Source organism: Streptomyces sp. NPDC047085, assembly GCF_040643735.1.
In the GTDB taxonomy this organism is placed as follows: Bacteria; Actinomycetota; Actinomycetes; order Streptomycetales; family Streptomycetaceae; genus Streptomyces.
Genome location: NZ_JBEYUW010000005.1, coordinates 502,871 through 519,285 on the forward strand (window position 1 = coordinate 502,871; position 16,415 = coordinate 519,285).

Below are 16,415 nucleotides of genomic sequence, written 5' to 3' on the forward strand. Positions count from 1 at the left end.
CGGCCCACCCTAGGGAGCCGTGGCGCTCGCCGCACTGGGGAGAACCCCCCTGTCCGTGCTGGGGCCGGCCGCCGTAAGGACCCCGCAGGACTCCAGGACCCGGCGGTGGTCCCGGTCCACCTCGCTGATGCGGACCGCGACGCCCCGCCCACGCAGTTCGTCCACCGCCTCCTTCAGGGCCAGCGCGCCGGTCGCGTCCACCGCCGTCAGACCCGACAGCCTGAGATCGACCGCCGAGACGCCCTCCTGCAGGTCGGCGAGGCCGCGCCGGAAGCGGTGGGCGCCGGCGAAGACCAGCGGGCCGTCGAATCGGTAGGTCACCGTGCCCGCCTCGCCGGGGAGTTCGTCGGCGGCGGCCGGGGTCAGCCGGGTGCCGCGCACCGCCGCGCGCAGCGCCAGCAGCACCGAGACGCCCAGGCCGATCAGCACCGCCCGCACCAGGTCCAGGGCGAGTGTGGCGCCGGCGGTGAGGACCAGCACCAGGGCGTCGCCCCGGGTGGCCCGCGCCATCGCCCGAACAGCGCCCCGCTCCACCATCCGTACGGCCGTCGCCAGCAGCACCCCGGCGAGCGCGGCCAGCGGGACCCGGCCCACCAGCGGGGCGGCGACCGCCGCGATCCCGGCGAGGATCACCGCGTGCGTGAGCGCGGCCAGCCGGGAGGCGGCCCCGGTACGGACGTTGACGGCCGTCCGCGCGATGGCGCCGGTCGCCGGGACCCCGCCGAACAGCGGCGCCGCGAGGTTGGCCACGCCCTGCCCGAACAGCTCCTTGGACGGGTCGTGCCGCTCACCCGGCCGCATGCCGTCGGCGACCGACGCCGACAGCAGGGACTCCAGCGCGGCGAGCGCGGCCACCGCGGCCGCCGGGGCGAGCAGGGAGGGTACGCGGGAGAGGTCCAGGAAGGCGAGGGAGGGCGCGGGGAGGGAGGAGGGGAGCGCGCCGATCCGGGGCACGGGCAACCGCAGCACCTCGGCCACGACGGTCGCGACGGCCACGGCGGCGAGGGAGAACGGCACGGTCGGCCGCCAGCGGGCGCCGGCCGACACGAGCGCCGCCGAGCCCAGCGCGAGCAGCAGGGCCGGCCAGTGCGGGGCGCGCCCGAACTCCTGGGCCGCCCGCGCCGCCACCACGGCGACCTGCTCGCCGCCCGGGGCGGGCACACCGAGCGCGGCGGGCACCTGCTGGAGGGCGATCACACAGGCGATGCCGATGGTGAAACCGGCGATCACGGGGGCGGGGACGTACACCATCGCCGCCCCGGCCCGCGCGAGCGCGAGCAGCACCAGCAGGACGCCCGCCATCAGGCCGACGGTGAGGACACCGGCGGCGCCGTAGTGGTGCACGATCGGGACGAGGACGACGGTCATGGCGCCGGTCGGGCCGCTGACCTGGCGGGCGCTGCCGCCGCACAGCGCGGCCAGCGCCCCGGCGACGACCGCCGTGGTCAGCCCGGCGGCGGCGCCGAGTCCGGAGGTGACACCGAAGCCGAGGGCCAGGGGCAGCGCGACGACGGCGACGGTCAGCCCGCACATCAGGTCGCGGCGCGGCGCGCGGGTCATGGAGCGCAGGTCGGCGGGGGAGGGGAGGACGGCGAGGACACGGGTGAGGTTCATGGTGCCTTCGGGCATGGGGGGCGGCCGTGGGGAGTGGGGAGGTGCCGGGGAGGCGTCGGGAAGGTGTCGGGAAGGTGGGCGGCGGTTCAGGGCAGCAGGGACACGAGGCCCGTGTCGAGGTCGAAGCGCGCGGCCTCGATCCGGGCGGAGCCGAACGCGGGGTCCGTGCGGAGTGAGTCCCGGACCCGGGCGGTGTGGGCGCGCAGGGTGTGCTCCGCCCAGTCGCCGGGCAGTGCGCGGGTGCGGCGGGCAGCGGGGAGGATCCCGTCGACCAGCCGTCTCAGATGGCCCGTCACCGGCGCCCCCGTGCGCAGATGCTCCAGCGTGGCGGCGACGGCACCGCAGCGCTCGTGCCCGAGGACCAGCACGAGCGGGATGCCCAGCTCCGCCACGCCGTACTGGACGGAGCCGAGCACCGCCTCGTCCAGCACCTCGCCCGCGGTCCTTATGCACAGCAGGTCGCCGAGTCCCTGGTCGAAGACCAGCTCGGGCGGCACCCGGGAGTCGATGCAGCCGACGACCACCGCGAACGGATGCTGGGCCTCGGCCAACAGGTGCTGCCGGGCGGGGGTGTCGTGCGGATGCCGGGGGCGTCCGGCGGCGTACCGCTGGTTGCCGGCGAGGAGTTCGCCGAGGGCGGTGCGCGCGGTGCGAGGGGGTTCCCCCGGGTCGGGCGAGGCCGAGGCGGGGAGAGGGTGGGGGCGGCGGGGTGCGGGCGCGGCCGCCGCGGGAACGGCGGTCAGCGCCCCGGCGGCGGTGGCCGCCAGGAAGGCCCTGCGGTTGGAGGCCATGACGCTTCCTCAGGAGTCGTGCCAGTAGCGCATGTTCACCGTAAGCACCGACTCGGTCACACCCTGTGGCCGTTTAACGACACTTGGCCGATTCGTCGGCGGATCATCGGACCTGCGATACCGCCTCTTGATCGGCGCCCGGCGGATGCGCCTTCGGCTCCGGCGTGTGCGCCGCATTCCGCCGTGCGACCAGCGGATACACCCATGCGTTCTCCGCGCCGCGCCTGTATAACGGTATGCAGGGCCGCATCTTCTGAATAGGTGGGCCGTGTCCGTCCAGGCCTCGGCGCTGTACTCTCCCGGGGCGTCGAGCAGAACTGAGGGGGAGTACGTCATGAGCGCGACCGACAGCCCGGCCAACCGGTTGCAGGCGCTCTTCGAGGGGCACCGGCTCACGCCGACCCAGCGCCGCATCGCGCACAGCATGGTGCGCCGGGCCGCCGACGTGCCGTTCCTGTCCAGCGTGGAGCTGGCCGAGCTGGCCGGGGTCAGCCAGCCGTCGGTGACCCGGTTCGCGGTCGCCCTCGGCTTCGACGGCTACCCGGCGCTGCGCAAGCACCTGCGCGAGGTGGTGCCCGTCGAACCGGCCGCCGAGGCGGGCTCGTACAACGAGTACCAGCAGGCCGTCGAGGCCGAGATCGAGAACCTCAGGCACCTCGCGGAGCTGCTCGGCGACCCCCGCCCGGTGCAGAAGGCCGGCCGGATCCTGGCCGCGTCCCGCCCGCTGCCGGTGCTCGGACTGCGCGCGGCCGCCTCGCAGGCGTACGGCTTCGCCTACTTCGCCGCCAAGGTCCACCCGGACGTCCGGCTGCTCAACGAGGGCGGCACGATGATCCAGGACCGCATCGACGCGGCCGTCCGCGCCGGCGCCTCGGCACTGCTGTGCTTCGCGCTGCCCCGGCATCCGCGCGAGGTCATCGACACCCTCGCCTACGCCAAGGACGCGGGCCTGACCGTCGTCGCGGTCGCCGACTCCGCCTTCGCGCCGGTCGCCAAGTACTCCGACCTGCTGCTGCCGGCCGCCGTCGGCACCGGGCTCGCCTTCGACACGGCGTGCGCGCCGATGCTGCTCGGACGGGTGCTGCTGGAGGCGATCTGCGACGACCTGCCGGACGCGCAGTCCCGGTTGGAGGAGTTCGATGCCACCGCGGCGGCCCGCGGGCTGTTCGTCGACTGACCCGGCGTGACCTGGCGGGGTCCGGCGTGCTCTCAGACTCGTCTCACCTTCCGCCGTTAGCGTGCTGCGCGAACACACAGGCGCTTTGGGACACGTGACACGGGAGGCCGACGTGGCGCGCGCAGGACGTGGCGGACAGGGACTGGCCCGGGTGGCCGTCGTCGTACGGGCGGGGGCCGCCCCGCTGTGGTGGTGCGGGGTGCTCGCCGCGGGAGTCGGCGTTCTGCCGCCCGGCCTCACCGGCCGGCGGATCGGGGTGCTCGCGGGGGCCGCGCTGTTCCTGGTCACCGCGGCCGCCGTGGCGCTGGCACACCGCAAGCGCTACACCGCCCTCGCCCGCTCGGCCGCCCGCGCCGGCAAGCACGACGTCCTCCAGGACCGAGCGGTGACCGTCCGCGCCTGGCGCCGAGGCCACCGCTGGTGGCTCCTCCTGGCCTTCGCCGCCGCCCTCGGCAGCTCCTTCGCGCTGCCCGCGGCCGGCGGCCTCCTGCTCGCCGGCGCCGGCACCGGCCTCGCGCTGAAGGCCGCGTGGCTGGGCCGGCGGGAGCGGGAGCAGGACGCGCTGCTGTGGGTGCGCGTCGACTGGCTGGACGGGCGGGGCGGGCGCCCGGCGGGCAGGACCGTGAAGGGCCTGCGCGCTACGGGCATCGCGGCCGGCGACGCGGCCCCGGGCGGGACCCGCCGCCGTACCGCCGCCCTCGTCTAGGGAGGCCCTAGACCTCGAGGTCCTCCTCGATCTTCTTGAGCTGGTGCCGGGCCATCGCGAGGTTGGCCCGGCTCGAGTCGAGGACCAGGTAGAGGAACAGGCCGTTGCCGCCACGGCCCTTGAGCAGGCGGATCAGGTGGTACTGGTCCGTCAGCGTGATCAGGATGTCCTCGATCTCGCCCTTGAGGTTCAGGTGTTCCATCGTGCGCATCTTGGCCCGGATGACGTCGGTGTTGCCGGCGGCGGCCACGTTCAGGTCGAAGCTCTTGCTGCCGCCCATCGTGCCCAGCGCCATCCCGCTGGTGTAGTCGACGAGCGCGACGCCGGTGGCGCCCTCGATGGAGGTCAGCGCCTCTTTCAGCGAGGTCTCGGGGTTGGCCATGATGGTCCTTTCAGCTGTCGGTTGCGGTGCGCGCTTCGGCGGTCGTGGTGCGAGCCGCGCGCGTTGATCTGGTCCGTGCGGGTGTGGTCCTGGTGGTCGCCCGGGAGGCCTGTGCGGCGGCCTCGGCGGCGTCGAGCACGTCCCCGACGCGGGCGCCGGCGCGGCGGCCCTCCAGGTGCAGCCGGCCGACGTTGACCCGGTCCTGGGCCAGCAGTGTCAGCACGGCGGTGCGCCCGGCCGCGTAGGTGGCGACGTAGCCGCCCTCGCCGCGCACCAGCAGCTCCCGGAAGCCGCCGTTCCCGGTGGCGTCGGCCATCCGGACGGCGACACCGAGCGCGGCCGCGGTGAGTGCCGCCAGCCCCTCCGGGTCGACACCCGGGGTGTCGTGGGCGACGACGAGACCGTCGACACCGGCGGCGACGGCGCCGGTGAGCTGCGGCACTCGGGTCCGGAGCCGGCGCAGCTCCTCCAGGACGGCTTCGAGGTCCTTCTCGGACACCATCAGCTCTCTCCTCTCGGCGGGTTGGTGCCGTTCAAAGCGCCTCCAGCGCATCCCTGAGCCTCTTCAGCAGCGCGATGTCGGGGTCGGTGACCGTGAGTGGGGGAGCCGGGGGAACCATCGGCGGGACGGGGGCCGCGGGCGTCGGCCGGACGAGTCCGGCCGCCGCGAGCCGCCGTACGTCCACGAGCGTGTGGAACGCCTGCCGGCCCAGGTCGCGGGCGATCTCCAGGGCCGTGCGGACGCCGTCCACCCGGTCCAGGACCGCCCGTGCGCGAGGGGTGACCGGCGCCGCGGCGGCCGGGGCGGCGCGGATCAGCGGGGCGCTGTCGGCGGCCGGATCCGGCCACAGGCGGTGCAGTCGCAGCCGGCGACGCAGCGTCTCGCGTTCCAGGGCGATGACGGGGACCGAGGGCAGCGGGCCCGGGCGGGTGGCGCTGCCGTAGCGGAAGCGCCCCGGGGTGCTGCTCGGCGAGAGCGTGAAGTACCCGGCGTCGTACAGCGCGTCCAGGTGACACAGCTCCAGGGCGCCCTCGGGCAGCAGCCCTTCGGCCAGCAGCAGGCGGGCCGCGTCCGCGGGGCCGTCGGACTGCCGGGCCGCCCGCCGCCAGGCGGCGGTGGCGAGGGTGCCGTGGGCCGTGAGGAGCACGTCGAGACCGGGGGAGTGGCGGCTCTCGGCGTGCACCACCCGGCCCTCGGCGAGGTGCAGGGTGCCGTGCTCGCGGACGAGGATGCCGGTGGCCTGCTCCTCGGCGAGCCGCCGCAGCATGGGCGACAGCGCGCCCGCCGTGCGGTCCGGCGCCGTGGCCTTGTCCCGCACCGGCAGCGGCGGAGGCGTTTCGACCATCGTCATCCCAGCACCAGCCGGGCAGCCATCTCGCCGAGCCGGATCCGGGCGAGGGCGAGGTTGCCCTCCTCGCGGCCGAGCCACAGGTGCAGGAAGACGCTGCTGTCGAAGGACGTGTCCACGAACCGCAGCAGGTGGTAGCTGTCGTGGTTGCTGACGATCACGTCCTCGACGGGCGGTCGCCCGTCCTCCGTCTCGCCGGCCGCGAAGGCGCCGTGTTCGGCGGCCAGCCGGGCCAGTTCGGCGGCCTCGGCCGCGGCGGTCTCGTGGTCGCCGCCGGGGGCGTCCCCGACAGCGCCCAGCGCCAGTCCGCTCGTCCAGTCCACCAGCGCGGCCCCCCGTGCGCCGGGCAGCCGCATCGCTTCCAGTAGGCACTCGTCGATTCCGGGCACGCCGGCTCCCCTCCCCGCTGGACCCCGGTTGAGTGACAAGGACACTACGCAACGTGTGCGCGGGAGATGAGGGCTTTGGCATTTTCCATTGGAACGTGCGTCCGGCGTACTAGTGTGGGTCAACTGACGGCTGTGTCACGGCAGTTGATCCATTTGTTCGAGGTGGGGCAGGGGTGCGTCAACGGCTCCCGGACGCGGGCAGGGTGGTGAGCCCGGCCGCGTACGCCCCTCCGGATTCGGCCACCACCTCCGCCACGGTCTGCGGCTCCCGCACGGTCGCGAAGGCCACGCCGCCCGTTCCGTCCGGCGCGAAGCCATAGATTCCAGGCCGGGTAAGGGAGTTGTAGGCGTAGTGGTGCGCGAAGTAGTACGCGCCCGTGTCCAGCGCCGCCGCGTAATCACCCTGCTCCAGCAGGGGCAGCGCACGCGCCTCCGCCAGCAGGTCGCCCGAGAAGCACGCGGGACCGGCCACGTCCTGCACGACGAGGGGCCCCTCCTTCGGCCGCCCCTTCCCGTCGTACCCGGCGATCCTGAGCGGCCAGCTCCCCGGCGCGTACACCGTCCGCGTCGCCACCTGCACGCCCGCGTGGGTCACCGCGATCCGCCGCCCGCCCGCGCTCTTGGCGTACTCCACCCGCGCCACCACCGTGCCGTGCTTGGCCAGCAGTGACCGCCCGAACTCGGTCACCAGCCCGTACCGCCCGTCGAACAGCCCCGGCACCTCCTCGGCCAGCAGCCGCGCGTACTGCGCGTACGTCGGCACCGTCGCCTCCCCGGTGAAGTCGACCGGCAGCCCGCCGCCGATGTCGAGCGTGTCGATCTGATGCCGCCCGGCGCGCGCGTTGATCTCCTCGGCGAGCGCGTACGCCTCCGCCACGCCCCGCGCCAGCAGGGACAACGGGATGCCCTGCGAGCCGGTGTGCGCGTGCAGCCGGGTCAGCCACGGCCGCTCCAGGTATGCCCGTACGACCCACTCCCGGGCCCCCTCGTCGCGCAGCGCCACTCCGAACTTGGAGGTCTCCGTCGCCGTCGAGGTCGCCCCGATGGTGCCGCCGCCGACCTGCGGGTTGACCCGGATGCCGAGCGGGGACCGGGTGGGCGCGGTGCGGACCATGCCGTCGATGCGGTCCAGTTCCTGCGGATTGTCCGCGTTGACGGCGATGCCCAGCGCCAGCGCCTCGCGCAGCTCCGCCGGGGTCTTGGCGGGGGAGTCCAGCACCGTCCGGGCCACCGGCACCCCGGCCGCCCGCGCCAGCGCCAGCTCGCCGGGGCTCGCCACCTCGGCGCCGATGCCCTCCGCGTGCAGCAGGCTCAGCACCGGCACCAGCGGGGTCGCCTTCACCGCGAAGGCGTGCAGCACCGGCGTCCCGGGCGGTACGACCGCGTCGAACGCCGCGCGCAGGGCGGCCGCCGACTCCCGGATGCCGGTGACGTCCAGCAGGCCCGCCACCGGCGCGTCCGGGCCCAGCAGGCCCTGCTCCACCGCGCCCCGCACCGCCTCGTCCCGCCGGGCGGCGCGCTCCCGGGCCTTGCGCTCCCGGGCATCGCGGTCCTGGGCCTCGCGGTCCTGGGCCTCGCGCTCCCGAGGCTCGCGGTCCTGGGCCTCGTGCTCCCGGGCCTCGTGCTCGATGTCGTGCTCCATGGCTCTTCCCCCGTCCTGTCGGCCTTCGCGTCCCTGTCGTCCCTGTCGTCCCCGTCTCGTACGGCAGTACTTCCAGCCAAACACTCGCGACGCGCCGACGTGGCCGCCTCGACGTATTGACTAGTTCTATTCAGGGAGACAGGATGTGAATAGACGCAGCAACAGAGGAGGCAGACGATGTCGGGACCCCGCCCCGTACGAGCACCGCGCGGCACGGAACTGAGCGCCTTGGGATGGCAGCAGGAGGCCGCCCTGCGGATGCTCCAGAACAACCTCGACCCCGAGGTCGCCGAGCACCCCGACAAGCTCGTCGTCTACGGCGGCACCGGCAAGGCCGCCCGTGACTGGCGCTCCTTCGACGCCATGGTGCGCACGCTGAAGACCCTCAAGCAGGACGAGACCATGCTGGTCCAGTCCGGCCGCCCGGTCGGCGTCATGCAGACCCACGAGTGGGCCCCGCGTGTCCTCATCGCCAACTCCAACCTCGTCGGTGACTGGGCCAACTGGGAGGAGTTCCGCCGTCTGGAGGCCCTCGGCCTGACCATGTACGGCCAGATGACCGCCGGCTCCTGGATCTACATCGGCACCCAGGGCATCCTCCAGGGCACCTACGAGACCTTCGCCGCCGTCGCCGCGAAGAAGTTCAACGGCACCCTCGCCGGGACCATCACCCTCACCGCCGGCCTCGGCGGCATGGGCGGCGCCCAGCCGCTCGCCGTGACGATGAACGACGGCGTCGCCATCTGCATCGACTGCGACCCGCGCGCCATCGAGCGCCGCATCGAGCACCGCTACCTGGACGTCAGGGCCGACAGCCTCGACCACGCGCTCCAGCTGGCCACCGAGGCCCGCGACCAGCGCAAGCCGCTCTCCATCGGCGTCCTCGGCAACGCCGCCGAGCTGGTCCCGCAGCTGCTCGCGATGAACGCGCCGATCGACATCGTCACCGACCAGACCTCCGCGCACGACCCGCTGTCGTACCTGCCGGTCGGTGTGGCCTTCGAGGACATGGCCGACGCCGCCGCCAAGGACCCGGCCGGCTTCACCACGCGGGCCCGGGAGTCGATGGCGAAGCACGTCGAGGCCATGGTCGGCTTCATGGACGCCGGCGCCGAGGTCTTCGACTACGGCAACTCCATCCGCGGCGAGGCCCAGCTGGCCGGGTACGACCGCGCCTTCGCCTTCCCGGGCTTCGTCCCCGCCTACATCCGCCCCCTCTTCTGCGAGGGCAAGGGTCCCTTCCGCTGGGCCGCGCTGTCCGGCGACCCGGCCGACATCGCCAAGACCGACAAGGCGATCCTGGAGCTGTTCCCGGAGAACGAGTCGCTGGCCCGCTGGATCAAGATGGCCGGCGAGCGCGTCCACTTCCAGGGCCTGCCCGCCCGCATCTGCTGGCTCGGCTACGGCGAGCGCGACAAGGCCGGCGAGCGCTTCAACGACATGGTCGCCTCCGGCGAGCTGGCCGCCCCGCTGGCCATCGGCCGCGACCACCTCGACTGCGGCTCCGTCGCCTCCCCGTACCGCGAGACCGAGGCCATGCTCGACGGCTCCGACGCGATCGCCGACTGGCCGCTGCTGAACGCGATGGTCAATGTGGCCTCGGGCGCCTCCTGGGTCTCCATCCACCACGGTGGCGGCGTGGGCATGGGCCGCTCCATCCACGCCGGCCAGGTCACGGTGGCCGACGGCACGAAGCTCGGCGGCGAGAAGATCCGCCGCGTCCTCACCAACGACCCCGGCATGGGCGTCATCCGGCACGTGGACGCGGGCTACGACATCGCGGAGTCCGTCGCGCAGGAGCGCGGCGTCCGGGTGCCGATGCGCGAGGGTGACGAGGCGTGACCTTCCACAGCATGTGGGCGGAGCTGCTGCCGATCGGCCGCAGCTCCGCCTCCGGCGGCTACCGGCGCTACGCCTGGACCGGGGCCGACGTCGAGTGCCGGGCCTGGTTCAAGGAGCAGGCCGAGGCGCGCGGGCTGGCGTACGAGGTCGACCGCAACGGGAACCAGTGGGCCTGGCTGGGGGACCCGGCCGCCGGGGACGCCGTCGTCACGGGGTCGCATCTGGACTCGGTGCCGGACGGAGGGGCCTTCGACGGGCCCCTCGGGGTCGTGTCCTCCTTCGCCGCGCTCGACGAACTGCGCGCGCGGAACGTACAGCTCACCAAGCCCCTGGCCATCGTCAACTTCGGCGACGAGGAGGGGGCCCGGTTCGGGCTCGCCTGTGTCGGGTCCCGGCTCACCTCGGGGCAGTTGACCGCCGAGCAGGCGCGGCGGCTCACCGACGGCGAGGGGATCAGCCTCCCGAAGGCCATGGAGGCCGCCGGATACGACCCCGAGGCCATCGGGCCCGACCCGGAGCGGCTGGCCCGCATCGGCGCCTTCGTGGAGCTGCACGTCGAGCAGGGCCGCGCGCTGGACCTGTCCGGCGACCGGGTCGGCATCGCCGGCGCCATCTGGCCGCACGGGCGGTGGCGGTTCGACTTCCGGGGCGAGGCCAACCACGCGGGCACGACCCGGCTCGTGGACCGGCGCGACCCGATGCTGTCGTACGCCGAGACCGTCCTGGCCGCCCGCCGCGAGGCACAGCTCGCCGGTGCCGTCGCCACCTTCGGCAAGATCTCCGTCGAGCCGAACGGCGTCAACGCCATCCCCTCCCTGGTGCGCGGCTGGCTCGACTCCCGCGCCGCCGACCAGGAGACCCTGGACACCGTCGTCGGCGGCATCGAGAAGGCCGCCCGGGAGTACGCCGACGCGCACGGCATCGACCTCGACGTCGTCCGGGAGTCCTTCACCCCGGTCGTCGAGTTCGACCACGCCCTGCGCGACGAACTCGGCCGCATCCTGGGGACGTCGGGCGACCACCTGAACGTGCCCGTCCTGGGGACCGGGGCCGGACACGACGCCGGAATTCTCTCCGGCAGCATTCCGACCGCCATGCTGTTCGTGCGCAACCCCACCGGTGTCTCGCACTCCCCGGCCGAGTTCGCCGCCGAGGACGACTGCGTGGCCGGCGTGCGCGCGCTCGCCGACGTACTGGAAGGACTGGCCTGCAGGTGACCAAGGGAACCTACTGGTTGGAGCACGCCTGGCTCGGCACGAACGTCGAGCCGGGCGTGGCGGTCGACGTGGCAGGCGGGCGGATCACCGCCGTCCGCACCGGCGTCCCCACCCCGCCGCCCGGCGCCGAGGTCCTGCGCGGGCTCACGTTGCCGGGCCTGGCGAACGCCCACAGCCACGCCTTCCACCGGGCGCTGCGCGGCACGGTCCAGGTCGGCAGCGGGACCTTCTGGACCTGGCGCGAGGTGATGTACTCCGTCGCCGACCACCTGACCCCGGAGACCTACCACGCCCTCGCCCGCGCGGTGTACGCCGAGATGGCCCTGGCCGGCATCACCTGTGTCGGCGAGTTCCACTACGTGCACCACGCCCACGGCGGCACGGCCTACGCCGACCCCAACGCCATGGGCGAGGCGCTGATCGCGGCCGCCGCCGACGCCGGTATCCGCATCACCCTCCTGGACACCGCCTACCTCTCCTCCGGCTTCGGCGCGGAACCCAACATCCACCAGCTGCGCTTCTCCGACGGCAGCGCGGAGGCCTGGGCCGAACGCTGTTCAGTTCTCAAGGAACGGGATCACGCACGGATCGGGGCGGCGATCCACTCCGTACGGGCCGTGCCCGCCGACCAGTTGGCGACCGTCGCACGCTGGGCGGAGGAGCGGCGGGCCCCGCTGCATGTGCACCTGTCGGAGCAGACCGCCGAGAACGACGCCTGCCTCGCCGCGCACGGCCGCACCCCCACCCGGCTGCTCGCCGACCACGGCGTCCTCGGGCCGCGCACCACCGGTGTGCACAACACGCACCTCACCGACGAGGACATCGCGCTGCTCGGCGACTCTGGCACCGGCACCTGCATGTGCCCGACCACCGAGCGCGATCTGGCGGACGGCATCGGACCGGCCGTCGCCCTCCAGCGCGCGGGCTCCCCGCTCTCCCTCGGCTCCGACAGCCACGCCGTCATCGACCTGCTCGAAGAGGCGCGGGCGATGGAGCTGAACGAGCGGCTGCGCACCCGCACCCGGGGCCACTGGACCGCCGCGGCCCTGCTGCGCGCGGCCTCGGCGGACGGTCACGCGGCGCTGGGCTGGCAGGACGCGGGCACGCTGGAGGCGGGGGCGCTCGCCGACTTCACCACCGTCGCCCTCGACTCCGTCAGGACAGCGGGACCGGTGCCGCGACTCGGCGCGGAGACCGCCGTATTCGCCGCCTCCGCGGCGGACGTACGCCACACGGTCGTGGGCGGACGTCAGGTCGTACGCGACGGGGTCCACCAGCTCGTACCGGACGTTCCGTCCGCGCTGGCGGACTCCATCGAGGCCCTGCGAGGCTGAAACCCATCGCCACCCCTGAGGACACCATGAGCAGCAGCACCGTCATCACCAACATCGCCACGCTGGTCACCAACGACCCCTCCCTCGGTGACGGCTCCCCCCTCGGTCTGATCCAGGACGCGGCCGTCGTCATCGACGGCGACCGCATCGCGTGGACCGGTGAATCCAGCAAAGCACCCGCCACTGACAATCGCGTCGACGCGGGCGGCCGGGCGGTGCTGCCGGGCTTCGTGGACTCCCACTCCCACCTGGTCTTCGCCGGTGACCGCACGCAGGAGTTCAACGCCCGCATGTCCGGCCGCTCCTACACCGCGGGCGGCATCCGCACCACGGTCGCGGCCACCCGCGCCGCGACCGACGCGGAACTGGAGGCGAACCTCACCCACTACCTGACGGAGGCCCTCCGCCAGGGCACCACCACCTTCGAGACGAAGTCGGGCTACGGCCTCACCGTCGAGGACGAGTCCCGCGCCCTGCGCATCGCCGCGCGGCACACCGACGAGGTGACCTACCTCGGCGCCCACATCGTCTCCCCCGACTACGCCGACGACCCGGCGGCCTACGTCGCCCTGGTCACCGGCGAGATGCTGGACGCCTGCGCGCCGCACGCCCGCTGGATCGACGTCTTCTGCGAGAAGGGCGCCTTCGACGGCGACCAGGCCCGCGCGATCCTCACCGCCGGCAAGGCGAAGGGCCTGCACCCCCGCGTCCACGCCAACCAGCTCTCCTACGGCCCCGGCGTCCAGCTGGCCGTCGAACTGGACGCGGCGAGCGCCGACCACTGCACCCACCTCACGGACGAGGACGTCGACGCGCTCGCCCAAGGCAACACGGTCGCCACCCTGCTCCCCGGCGCCGAGTTCTCCACCCGCGCCGAGTGGCCGAACGCCCGCCGCCTGCTGGACGCGGGCGTCACGGTCGCCCTCTCCACGGACTGCAACCCGGGCTCGTCCTTCACCTCCTCCGTCCCCTTCTGCATCGCCCTGGCCGTCCGGGACATGCGCATGACCCCCGACGAGGCGGTCTGGTCCGCCACCGCGGGCGGCGCCGCGGCCCTCCGCCGCACCGACATCGGCCGCCTCACCCCGGGCGCCCGGGCCGACCTGACCCTCCTGGACGCCCCGAGCCACGTCCACCTGGCCTACCGCCCGGGCGTCCCGCTGGTCAGCGGGGTCTGGCGACAGGGTGTACGGGTGGTGTGACGGCGGTTCTCATCCGGACCGCCTCTCGTCCCGACCGCGTCTCAGCCGGACCGCCCCGCGTGCCACTTCGACGCGTTACCGTCGGCGTAGTCCAGCCACACGCTGTCGCCGCCGGTGGCGGTCACCGCCGTGTCCCAGTCGATGTGCGGGATGATCAGCCCGTCGTCCTGCACGGAGAACCTCAGATTCCGGCCGTTGCCGCTGTAGACCGAGGAGCAGGTCCAGATGCCGACGCCCCGGTCCGTCGAGCCGCGGCTGTCGAGGCAGTAGTCCTCGTCGGCGTACGACTGCACCACCTCGCGCTCGGCGTCGACGCGCCACAGCTGGGTGTCGGAGCCGGAGCACGGCGCGGTGATCACGTCGGTGCCGTTGTCGAACCAGCCGTCCCGGACGTCCAGGCACAGCCCCGTCGCGTTGTTGACGATCTGGGCGTAGGTGCCGTTCGGCGCGTGGGTCGCCGGGGCCTGCGGGGGCTTGGGGCTCGGCTTGGGCCTGGCCGGTGAGGGCGACGGCGTGACCGGCCGGTGCGAGGTCCTGGTCGGGGACGGGGAAGGGGACGGGGACTTGGCCGTGCGGGAGGGACTGGGGGACGGGGAGGGGGACACGGAGACGGTGGCCGTGACCGTCACCGGTGGGGGTGCGGGGGTCGCCGCCACCGGCTGACCGTGGGGGTCATTGGAGGGGGCGAGGAGGAACACCAGGAGCGGGGCGAGGGCCACGCCCAGGGCCGCCGAGGCCAGCAGATAGCGGCGCCGGGGCGGCCAACCCGGCCAACCCGAAGGGACCGGCGACGTCTTGGGCCTGGGGGGCGTCGCGGCGGTGTCCCGCACGTACGCCGTTCCCCGCCACGGCAGCAGGCCCTCGGCCAGCGCCTGTCCCGGGGTGTCCCGCAGGGCGGTGAGGTCCGCGATCGCGGCCGCGCAGTACGGGCAGTGCGTCGTGTGGGTGTCCAGGTCGGCGCTGTAGCGGGGCGCGTCCGGCCGTACCGCCTCCTCGATCAGCCGGCGGAAGTCGGCGCAGCGCGGATCGTCGGAGGCGGCCAGACGGTGTCGCAGACAGGCCTGGGCCAGCGCCTTGAGGGCCTTCGGGGTGTCGTAGACGACGTCGGAGGGGCCGAGTCCGAGCAACGCGGCGGTCCGCTCCGGGGGTTCCTGTTCGAGCACGCCGTACCAGAGCAGGCCCTGGATGCGGGACGAGAGCGACTGGAACGCCGGGAGCAGCGGCGGGGTCGGCACGTCGGGCGGCCCGCCGGAGTTCAGCACCAGAAGCAGGCCCGGGTCCAGGCCCGCCGCCCGCTCGTCGCGGGCCCAGGAGGCCGCCGAGCGGGCGGCCACGAGCAGCAGATGGTGCCGCAGCGGAACCCTCGGCTCGACACCGCGCGCCATGTCGCGGGCCGCCGTGGCGAGCGCCTCCGCGGCCAGCCGGCGGGCGGTGGACTCGCCGGCGGCGCACAGGCGGGCGTAGGCGAGGACCGACGCCTGGTGCCGGCGGCGCAGCTCCTGCAGTGCCGGGTACGCCGTCGGGGAGGCGGTGCGCAGCAGTTCGACGATCCGCGCGTCCGGGACGTCCTCGACGCCCTGGCCCGAACCGTCTCCCGCGCCCTCTCCCGAGACCTCGCCCGAGCCCTCGCCCGATGCGGCCCGGTCGCCCTGAGCCATGCGTGCCCTCCGTCCCCCGAAACTTCTGACCTACCAGCCGGTTTGGGTGGCCATGGTGGTGGAGGGGCGCCATTCGGGAAAGAGGTTACCTCAGGTAACAGGTGACGGTTCGCATAACGGTTCACACACAACGCCCGGGCACGGGAGGGGCGTTCGTACGCACCCTCCCGTCACCCCGGCGGCGCTCGCGCGCCGTCACTCCTCGACGGTCAGCCCCTTGCGCAGCCGCACCAGCGTGCGCGACAGCAGCCGCGAGACATGCATCTGGGAGATGCCGAGTTCGTCGCCGATCTCCGACTGGGTCATGCCCGCGACGAAGCGCAGGGACAGGATCTTCCGGTCCCGGGGCGGCAGTTCCGCGATCAGCGGCTTCAACGACTCGACGTACTCGATGCCTTCGAGTCCGTGGTCCTCGTAGCCGATGCGGTCCGCGAGCGTGCCCTCGGAGTCGTCCTCCTCCGGCTGGGCGTCCAGGGAGGAGGCGGTGTAGGCGTTCGAGGCGGCCATGCCCTCGATGACCTCGTCGTTCGAGAGGCCGAGCCGCTCGGCGAGCTCCGGGACGGTGGGGGAGCGGTCCAGCCGCTGGGCCAGCTCGTCCCCGGCCTTGGCCAGGTCCAGGCGCAGCTCCTGCAGCCGGCGCGGTACGCGCACGGACCACGAGGTGTCACGGAAGAAGCGCTTGATCTCGCCGATGATGGTCGGCATCGCGAAGGTGGGGAACTCGACACCGCGGGAGAGCTCGAAGCGGTCGATCGCCTTGATCAGTCCGATCGTGCCGACCTGGACGATGTCCTCCATCGGCTCGCTGCGGGAGCGGAAGCGGGACGCGGCGAACTTGACGAGCGCGAGGTTCAGCTCGACGAGCGTGTTGCGGACGTACGCGTACTCGTGCGTGCCTTCCTCCAGCGATTCGAGCCGCTCGAAGAGGGTCTTGGACAGGGCCCGCGCGTCGACGGGGCCGACCTCGTCGAAGGGGGGGATCTCCGGGAGTCCCTCGAGCGGGTCGAGGGCATCGACGGGATCGATGGGATGATCCAGTTGTTCCGGTGGGGGTGTCGACGTCGCGAGCGGGGTATGCGATGCGTCGAGCCGGGGTGACATGGGTGTCCTCC

15 protein-coding genes are annotated in these 16,415 nt (G+C 73.7%); 6 read left to right on the forward strand and 9 right to left on the reverse strand.

The genetic code is table 11. The features are described 5' to 3' along the window. Nucleotides 1-9 precede the first annotated feature (9 nt). The gene (locus ABZ865_RS20975; RefSeq protein ID WP_361232093.1) at nucleotides 10-1,629 is read right to left on the reverse strand and encodes a SulP family inorganic anion transporter; all 1,620 of its coding nucleotides are present in this window, start codon (nucleotides 1,627-1,629) and stop codon (nucleotides 10-12) included. A 71-nt stretch (nucleotides 1,630-1,700) separates the two neighbouring features. Further along, the gene (locus ABZ865_RS20980) at nucleotides 1,701-2,405 is read right to left on the reverse strand and encodes a carbonic anhydrase (protein WP_361232095.1); all 705 of its coding nucleotides are present in this window, start codon (nucleotides 2,403-2,405) and stop codon (nucleotides 1,701-1,703) included. A 334-nt stretch (nucleotides 2,406-2,739) separates the two neighbouring features. Between ABZ865_RS20980 and ABZ865_RS20985 the strand changes: the two genes are divergently transcribed. Both ABZ865_RS20985 and ABZ865_RS20990 read left to right on the forward strand, forming a co-directional pair. Beyond that, nucleotides 2,740-3,582, forward strand: a complete 843-nt coding sequence (locus ABZ865_RS20985) for a MurR/RpiR family transcriptional regulator (RefSeq protein ID WP_361232097.1) — start codon at nucleotides 2,740-2,742, stop codon at nucleotides 3,580-3,582. Between the two features lie 112 nt (nucleotides 3,583-3,694). Continuing rightward, nucleotides 3,695-4,288: a hypothetical protein gene (locus tag ABZ865_RS20990; protein ID WP_361232100.1), complete on the forward strand. Its 594-nt coding sequence runs from the start codon at nucleotides 3,695-3,697 to the stop codon at nucleotides 4,286-4,288. 7 nt (nucleotides 4,289-4,295) lie between these two features. On the opposite strand, the gene ABZ865_RS20995 is transcribed toward ABZ865_RS20990, so the two are convergent. From ABZ865_RS20995 to ABZ865_RS21015, 5 genes are all read right to left on the reverse strand, one after another. After that, a complete protein-coding gene (locus ABZ865_RS20995; protein ID WP_361232102.1) occupies nucleotides 4,296-4,670 on the reverse strand; it encodes a hypothetical protein in 375 nt (124 codons plus the stop codon). A 10-nt stretch (nucleotides 4,671-4,680) separates the two neighbouring features. Further along, entirely contained in the window at nucleotides 4,681-5,172 is a 492-nt protein-coding gene (locus ABZ865_RS21000; protein ID WP_361232105.1) for a roadblock/LC7 domain-containing protein, read from the reverse strand. Nucleotides 5,173-5,203: 31 nt separating this feature from the next. Next, the gene (locus ABZ865_RS21005; protein WP_361232107.1) at nucleotides 5,204-6,022 is read right to left on the reverse strand and encodes a transcriptional regulator; all 819 of its coding nucleotides are present in this window, start codon (nucleotides 6,020-6,022) and stop codon (nucleotides 5,204-5,206) included. Continuing rightward, nucleotides 6,019-6,408: a hypothetical protein gene (locus ABZ865_RS21010; protein ID WP_361232110.1), complete on the reverse strand. Its 390-nt coding sequence runs from the start codon at nucleotides 6,406-6,408 to the stop codon at nucleotides 6,019-6,021. The genes ABZ865_RS21005 and ABZ865_RS21010 overlap by 4 nt, the downstream gene beginning before the upstream one ends. A 178-nt stretch (nucleotides 6,409-6,586) precedes the next feature. Then, on the reverse strand, nucleotides 6,587-8,050 hold the full coding sequence (locus ABZ865_RS21015) for a diaminopimelate decarboxylase (RefSeq protein WP_361232113.1): 1,464 nt from the start codon (nucleotides 8,048-8,050) through the stop codon (nucleotides 6,587-6,589). 177 nt (nucleotides 8,051-8,227) lie between these two features. On the opposite strand from ABZ865_RS21015, the gene hutU reads away from it, so the two are divergent. Genes hutU through hutI form a run of 4 tightly spaced genes read left to right on the forward strand, consistent with a single transcriptional unit; the run spans nucleotide 8,228 to nucleotide 13,645 of the window. After that, nucleotides 8,228-9,892, forward strand: a complete 1,665-nt coding sequence (gene hutU, locus ABZ865_RS21020; protein WP_361232115.1) for a urocanate hydratase — start codon at nucleotides 8,228-8,230, stop codon at nucleotides 9,890-9,892. Then, nucleotides 9,889-11,109 carry an allantoate amidohydrolase gene (locus tag ABZ865_RS21025; protein WP_361232118.1) on the forward strand — a complete coding sequence of 407 codons (1,221 nt, stop codon included), beginning with the start codon at nucleotides 9,889-9,891 and terminating at the stop codon, nucleotides 11,107-11,109. Before hutU ends, ABZ865_RS21025 begins: the two co-directional genes overlap by 4 nt. After that, on the forward strand, nucleotides 11,106-12,443 hold the full coding sequence (locus ABZ865_RS21030; RefSeq protein ID WP_361232121.1) for a formimidoylglutamate deiminase: 1,338 nt from the start codon (nucleotides 11,106-11,108) through the stop codon (nucleotides 12,441-12,443). Before ABZ865_RS21025 ends, ABZ865_RS21030 begins: the two co-directional genes overlap by 4 nt. Before the next feature lie 26 nt (nucleotides 12,444-12,469). After that, nucleotides 12,470-13,645: an imidazolonepropionase gene (gene hutI / locus ABZ865_RS21035; protein ID WP_361232124.1), complete on the forward strand. Its 1,176-nt coding sequence runs from the start codon at nucleotides 12,470-12,472 to the stop codon at nucleotides 13,643-13,645. Between the two features lie 41 nt (nucleotides 13,646-13,686). Here the strand turns inward: hutI and ABZ865_RS21040 are convergent, their stop codons facing one another. Then, nucleotides 13,687-15,303 (reverse strand): RICIN domain-containing protein, encoded by a 1,617-nt coding sequence (locus ABZ865_RS21040; RefSeq protein ID WP_361232127.1) that lies wholly within the window; start codon nucleotides 15,301-15,303, stop codon nucleotides 13,687-13,689. Between the two features lie 195 nt (nucleotides 15,304-15,498). After that, nucleotides 15,499-16,404 (reverse strand): RNA polymerase sigma factor SigF, encoded by a 906-nt coding sequence (locus ABZ865_RS21045; RefSeq protein ID WP_100826610.1) that lies wholly within the window; start codon nucleotides 16,402-16,404, stop codon nucleotides 15,499-15,501. Nucleotides 16,405-16,415: the final 11 nt, after the last annotated feature.

Excerpts from the sequence above, each read along its gene's own strand:
- ABZ865_RS20995 (WP_361232102.1), bottom strand. The coding sequence starts at position 4,670 with ATGGCCAACCCCGAGACCTCGCTGAAAGAGGCGCTGACCTCCATCGAG.
- ABZ865_RS20975 (WP_361232093.1), bottom strand. The coding sequence starts at position 1,629 with ATGCCCGAAGGCACCATGAACCTCACCCGTGTCCTCGCCGTCCTCCCC.
- hutI (WP_361232124.1), top strand. The coding sequence starts at position 12,470 with ATGAGCAGCAGCACCGTCATCACCAACATCGCCACGCTGGTCACCAAC.
- ABZ865_RS21045 (WP_100826610.1), bottom strand. The coding sequence starts at position 16,404 with ATGTCACCCCGGCTCGACGCATCGCATACCCCGCTCGCGACGTCGACA.
- ABZ865_RS21005 (WP_361232107.1), bottom strand. The coding sequence starts at position 6,022 with ATGACGATGGTCGAAACGCCTCCGCCGCTGCCGGTGCGGGACAAGGCC.
- ABZ865_RS21040 (WP_361232127.1), bottom strand. The coding sequence starts at position 15,303 with ATGGCTCAGGGCGACCGGGCCGCATCGGGCGAGGGCTCGGGCGAGGTC.
- ABZ865_RS20985 (WP_361232097.1), top strand. The coding sequence starts at position 2,740 with ATGAGCGCGACCGACAGCCCGGCCAACCGGTTGCAGGCGCTCTTCGAG.
- ABZ865_RS21015 (WP_361232113.1), bottom strand. The coding sequence starts at position 8,050 with ATGGAGCACGACATCGAGCACGAGGCCCGGGAGCACGAGGCCCAGGAC.
- hutU (WP_361232115.1), top strand. The coding sequence starts at position 8,228 with ATGTCGGGACCCCGCCCCGTACGAGCACCGCGCGGCACGGAACTGAGC.
- ABZ865_RS20980 (WP_361232095.1), bottom strand. The coding sequence starts at position 2,405 with ATGGCCTCCAACCGCAGGGCCTTCCTGGCGGCCACCGCCGCCGGGGCG.
- ABZ865_RS21000 (WP_361232105.1), bottom strand. The coding sequence starts at position 5,172 with ATGGTGTCCGAGAAGGACCTCGAAGCCGTCCTGGAGGAGCTGCGCCGG.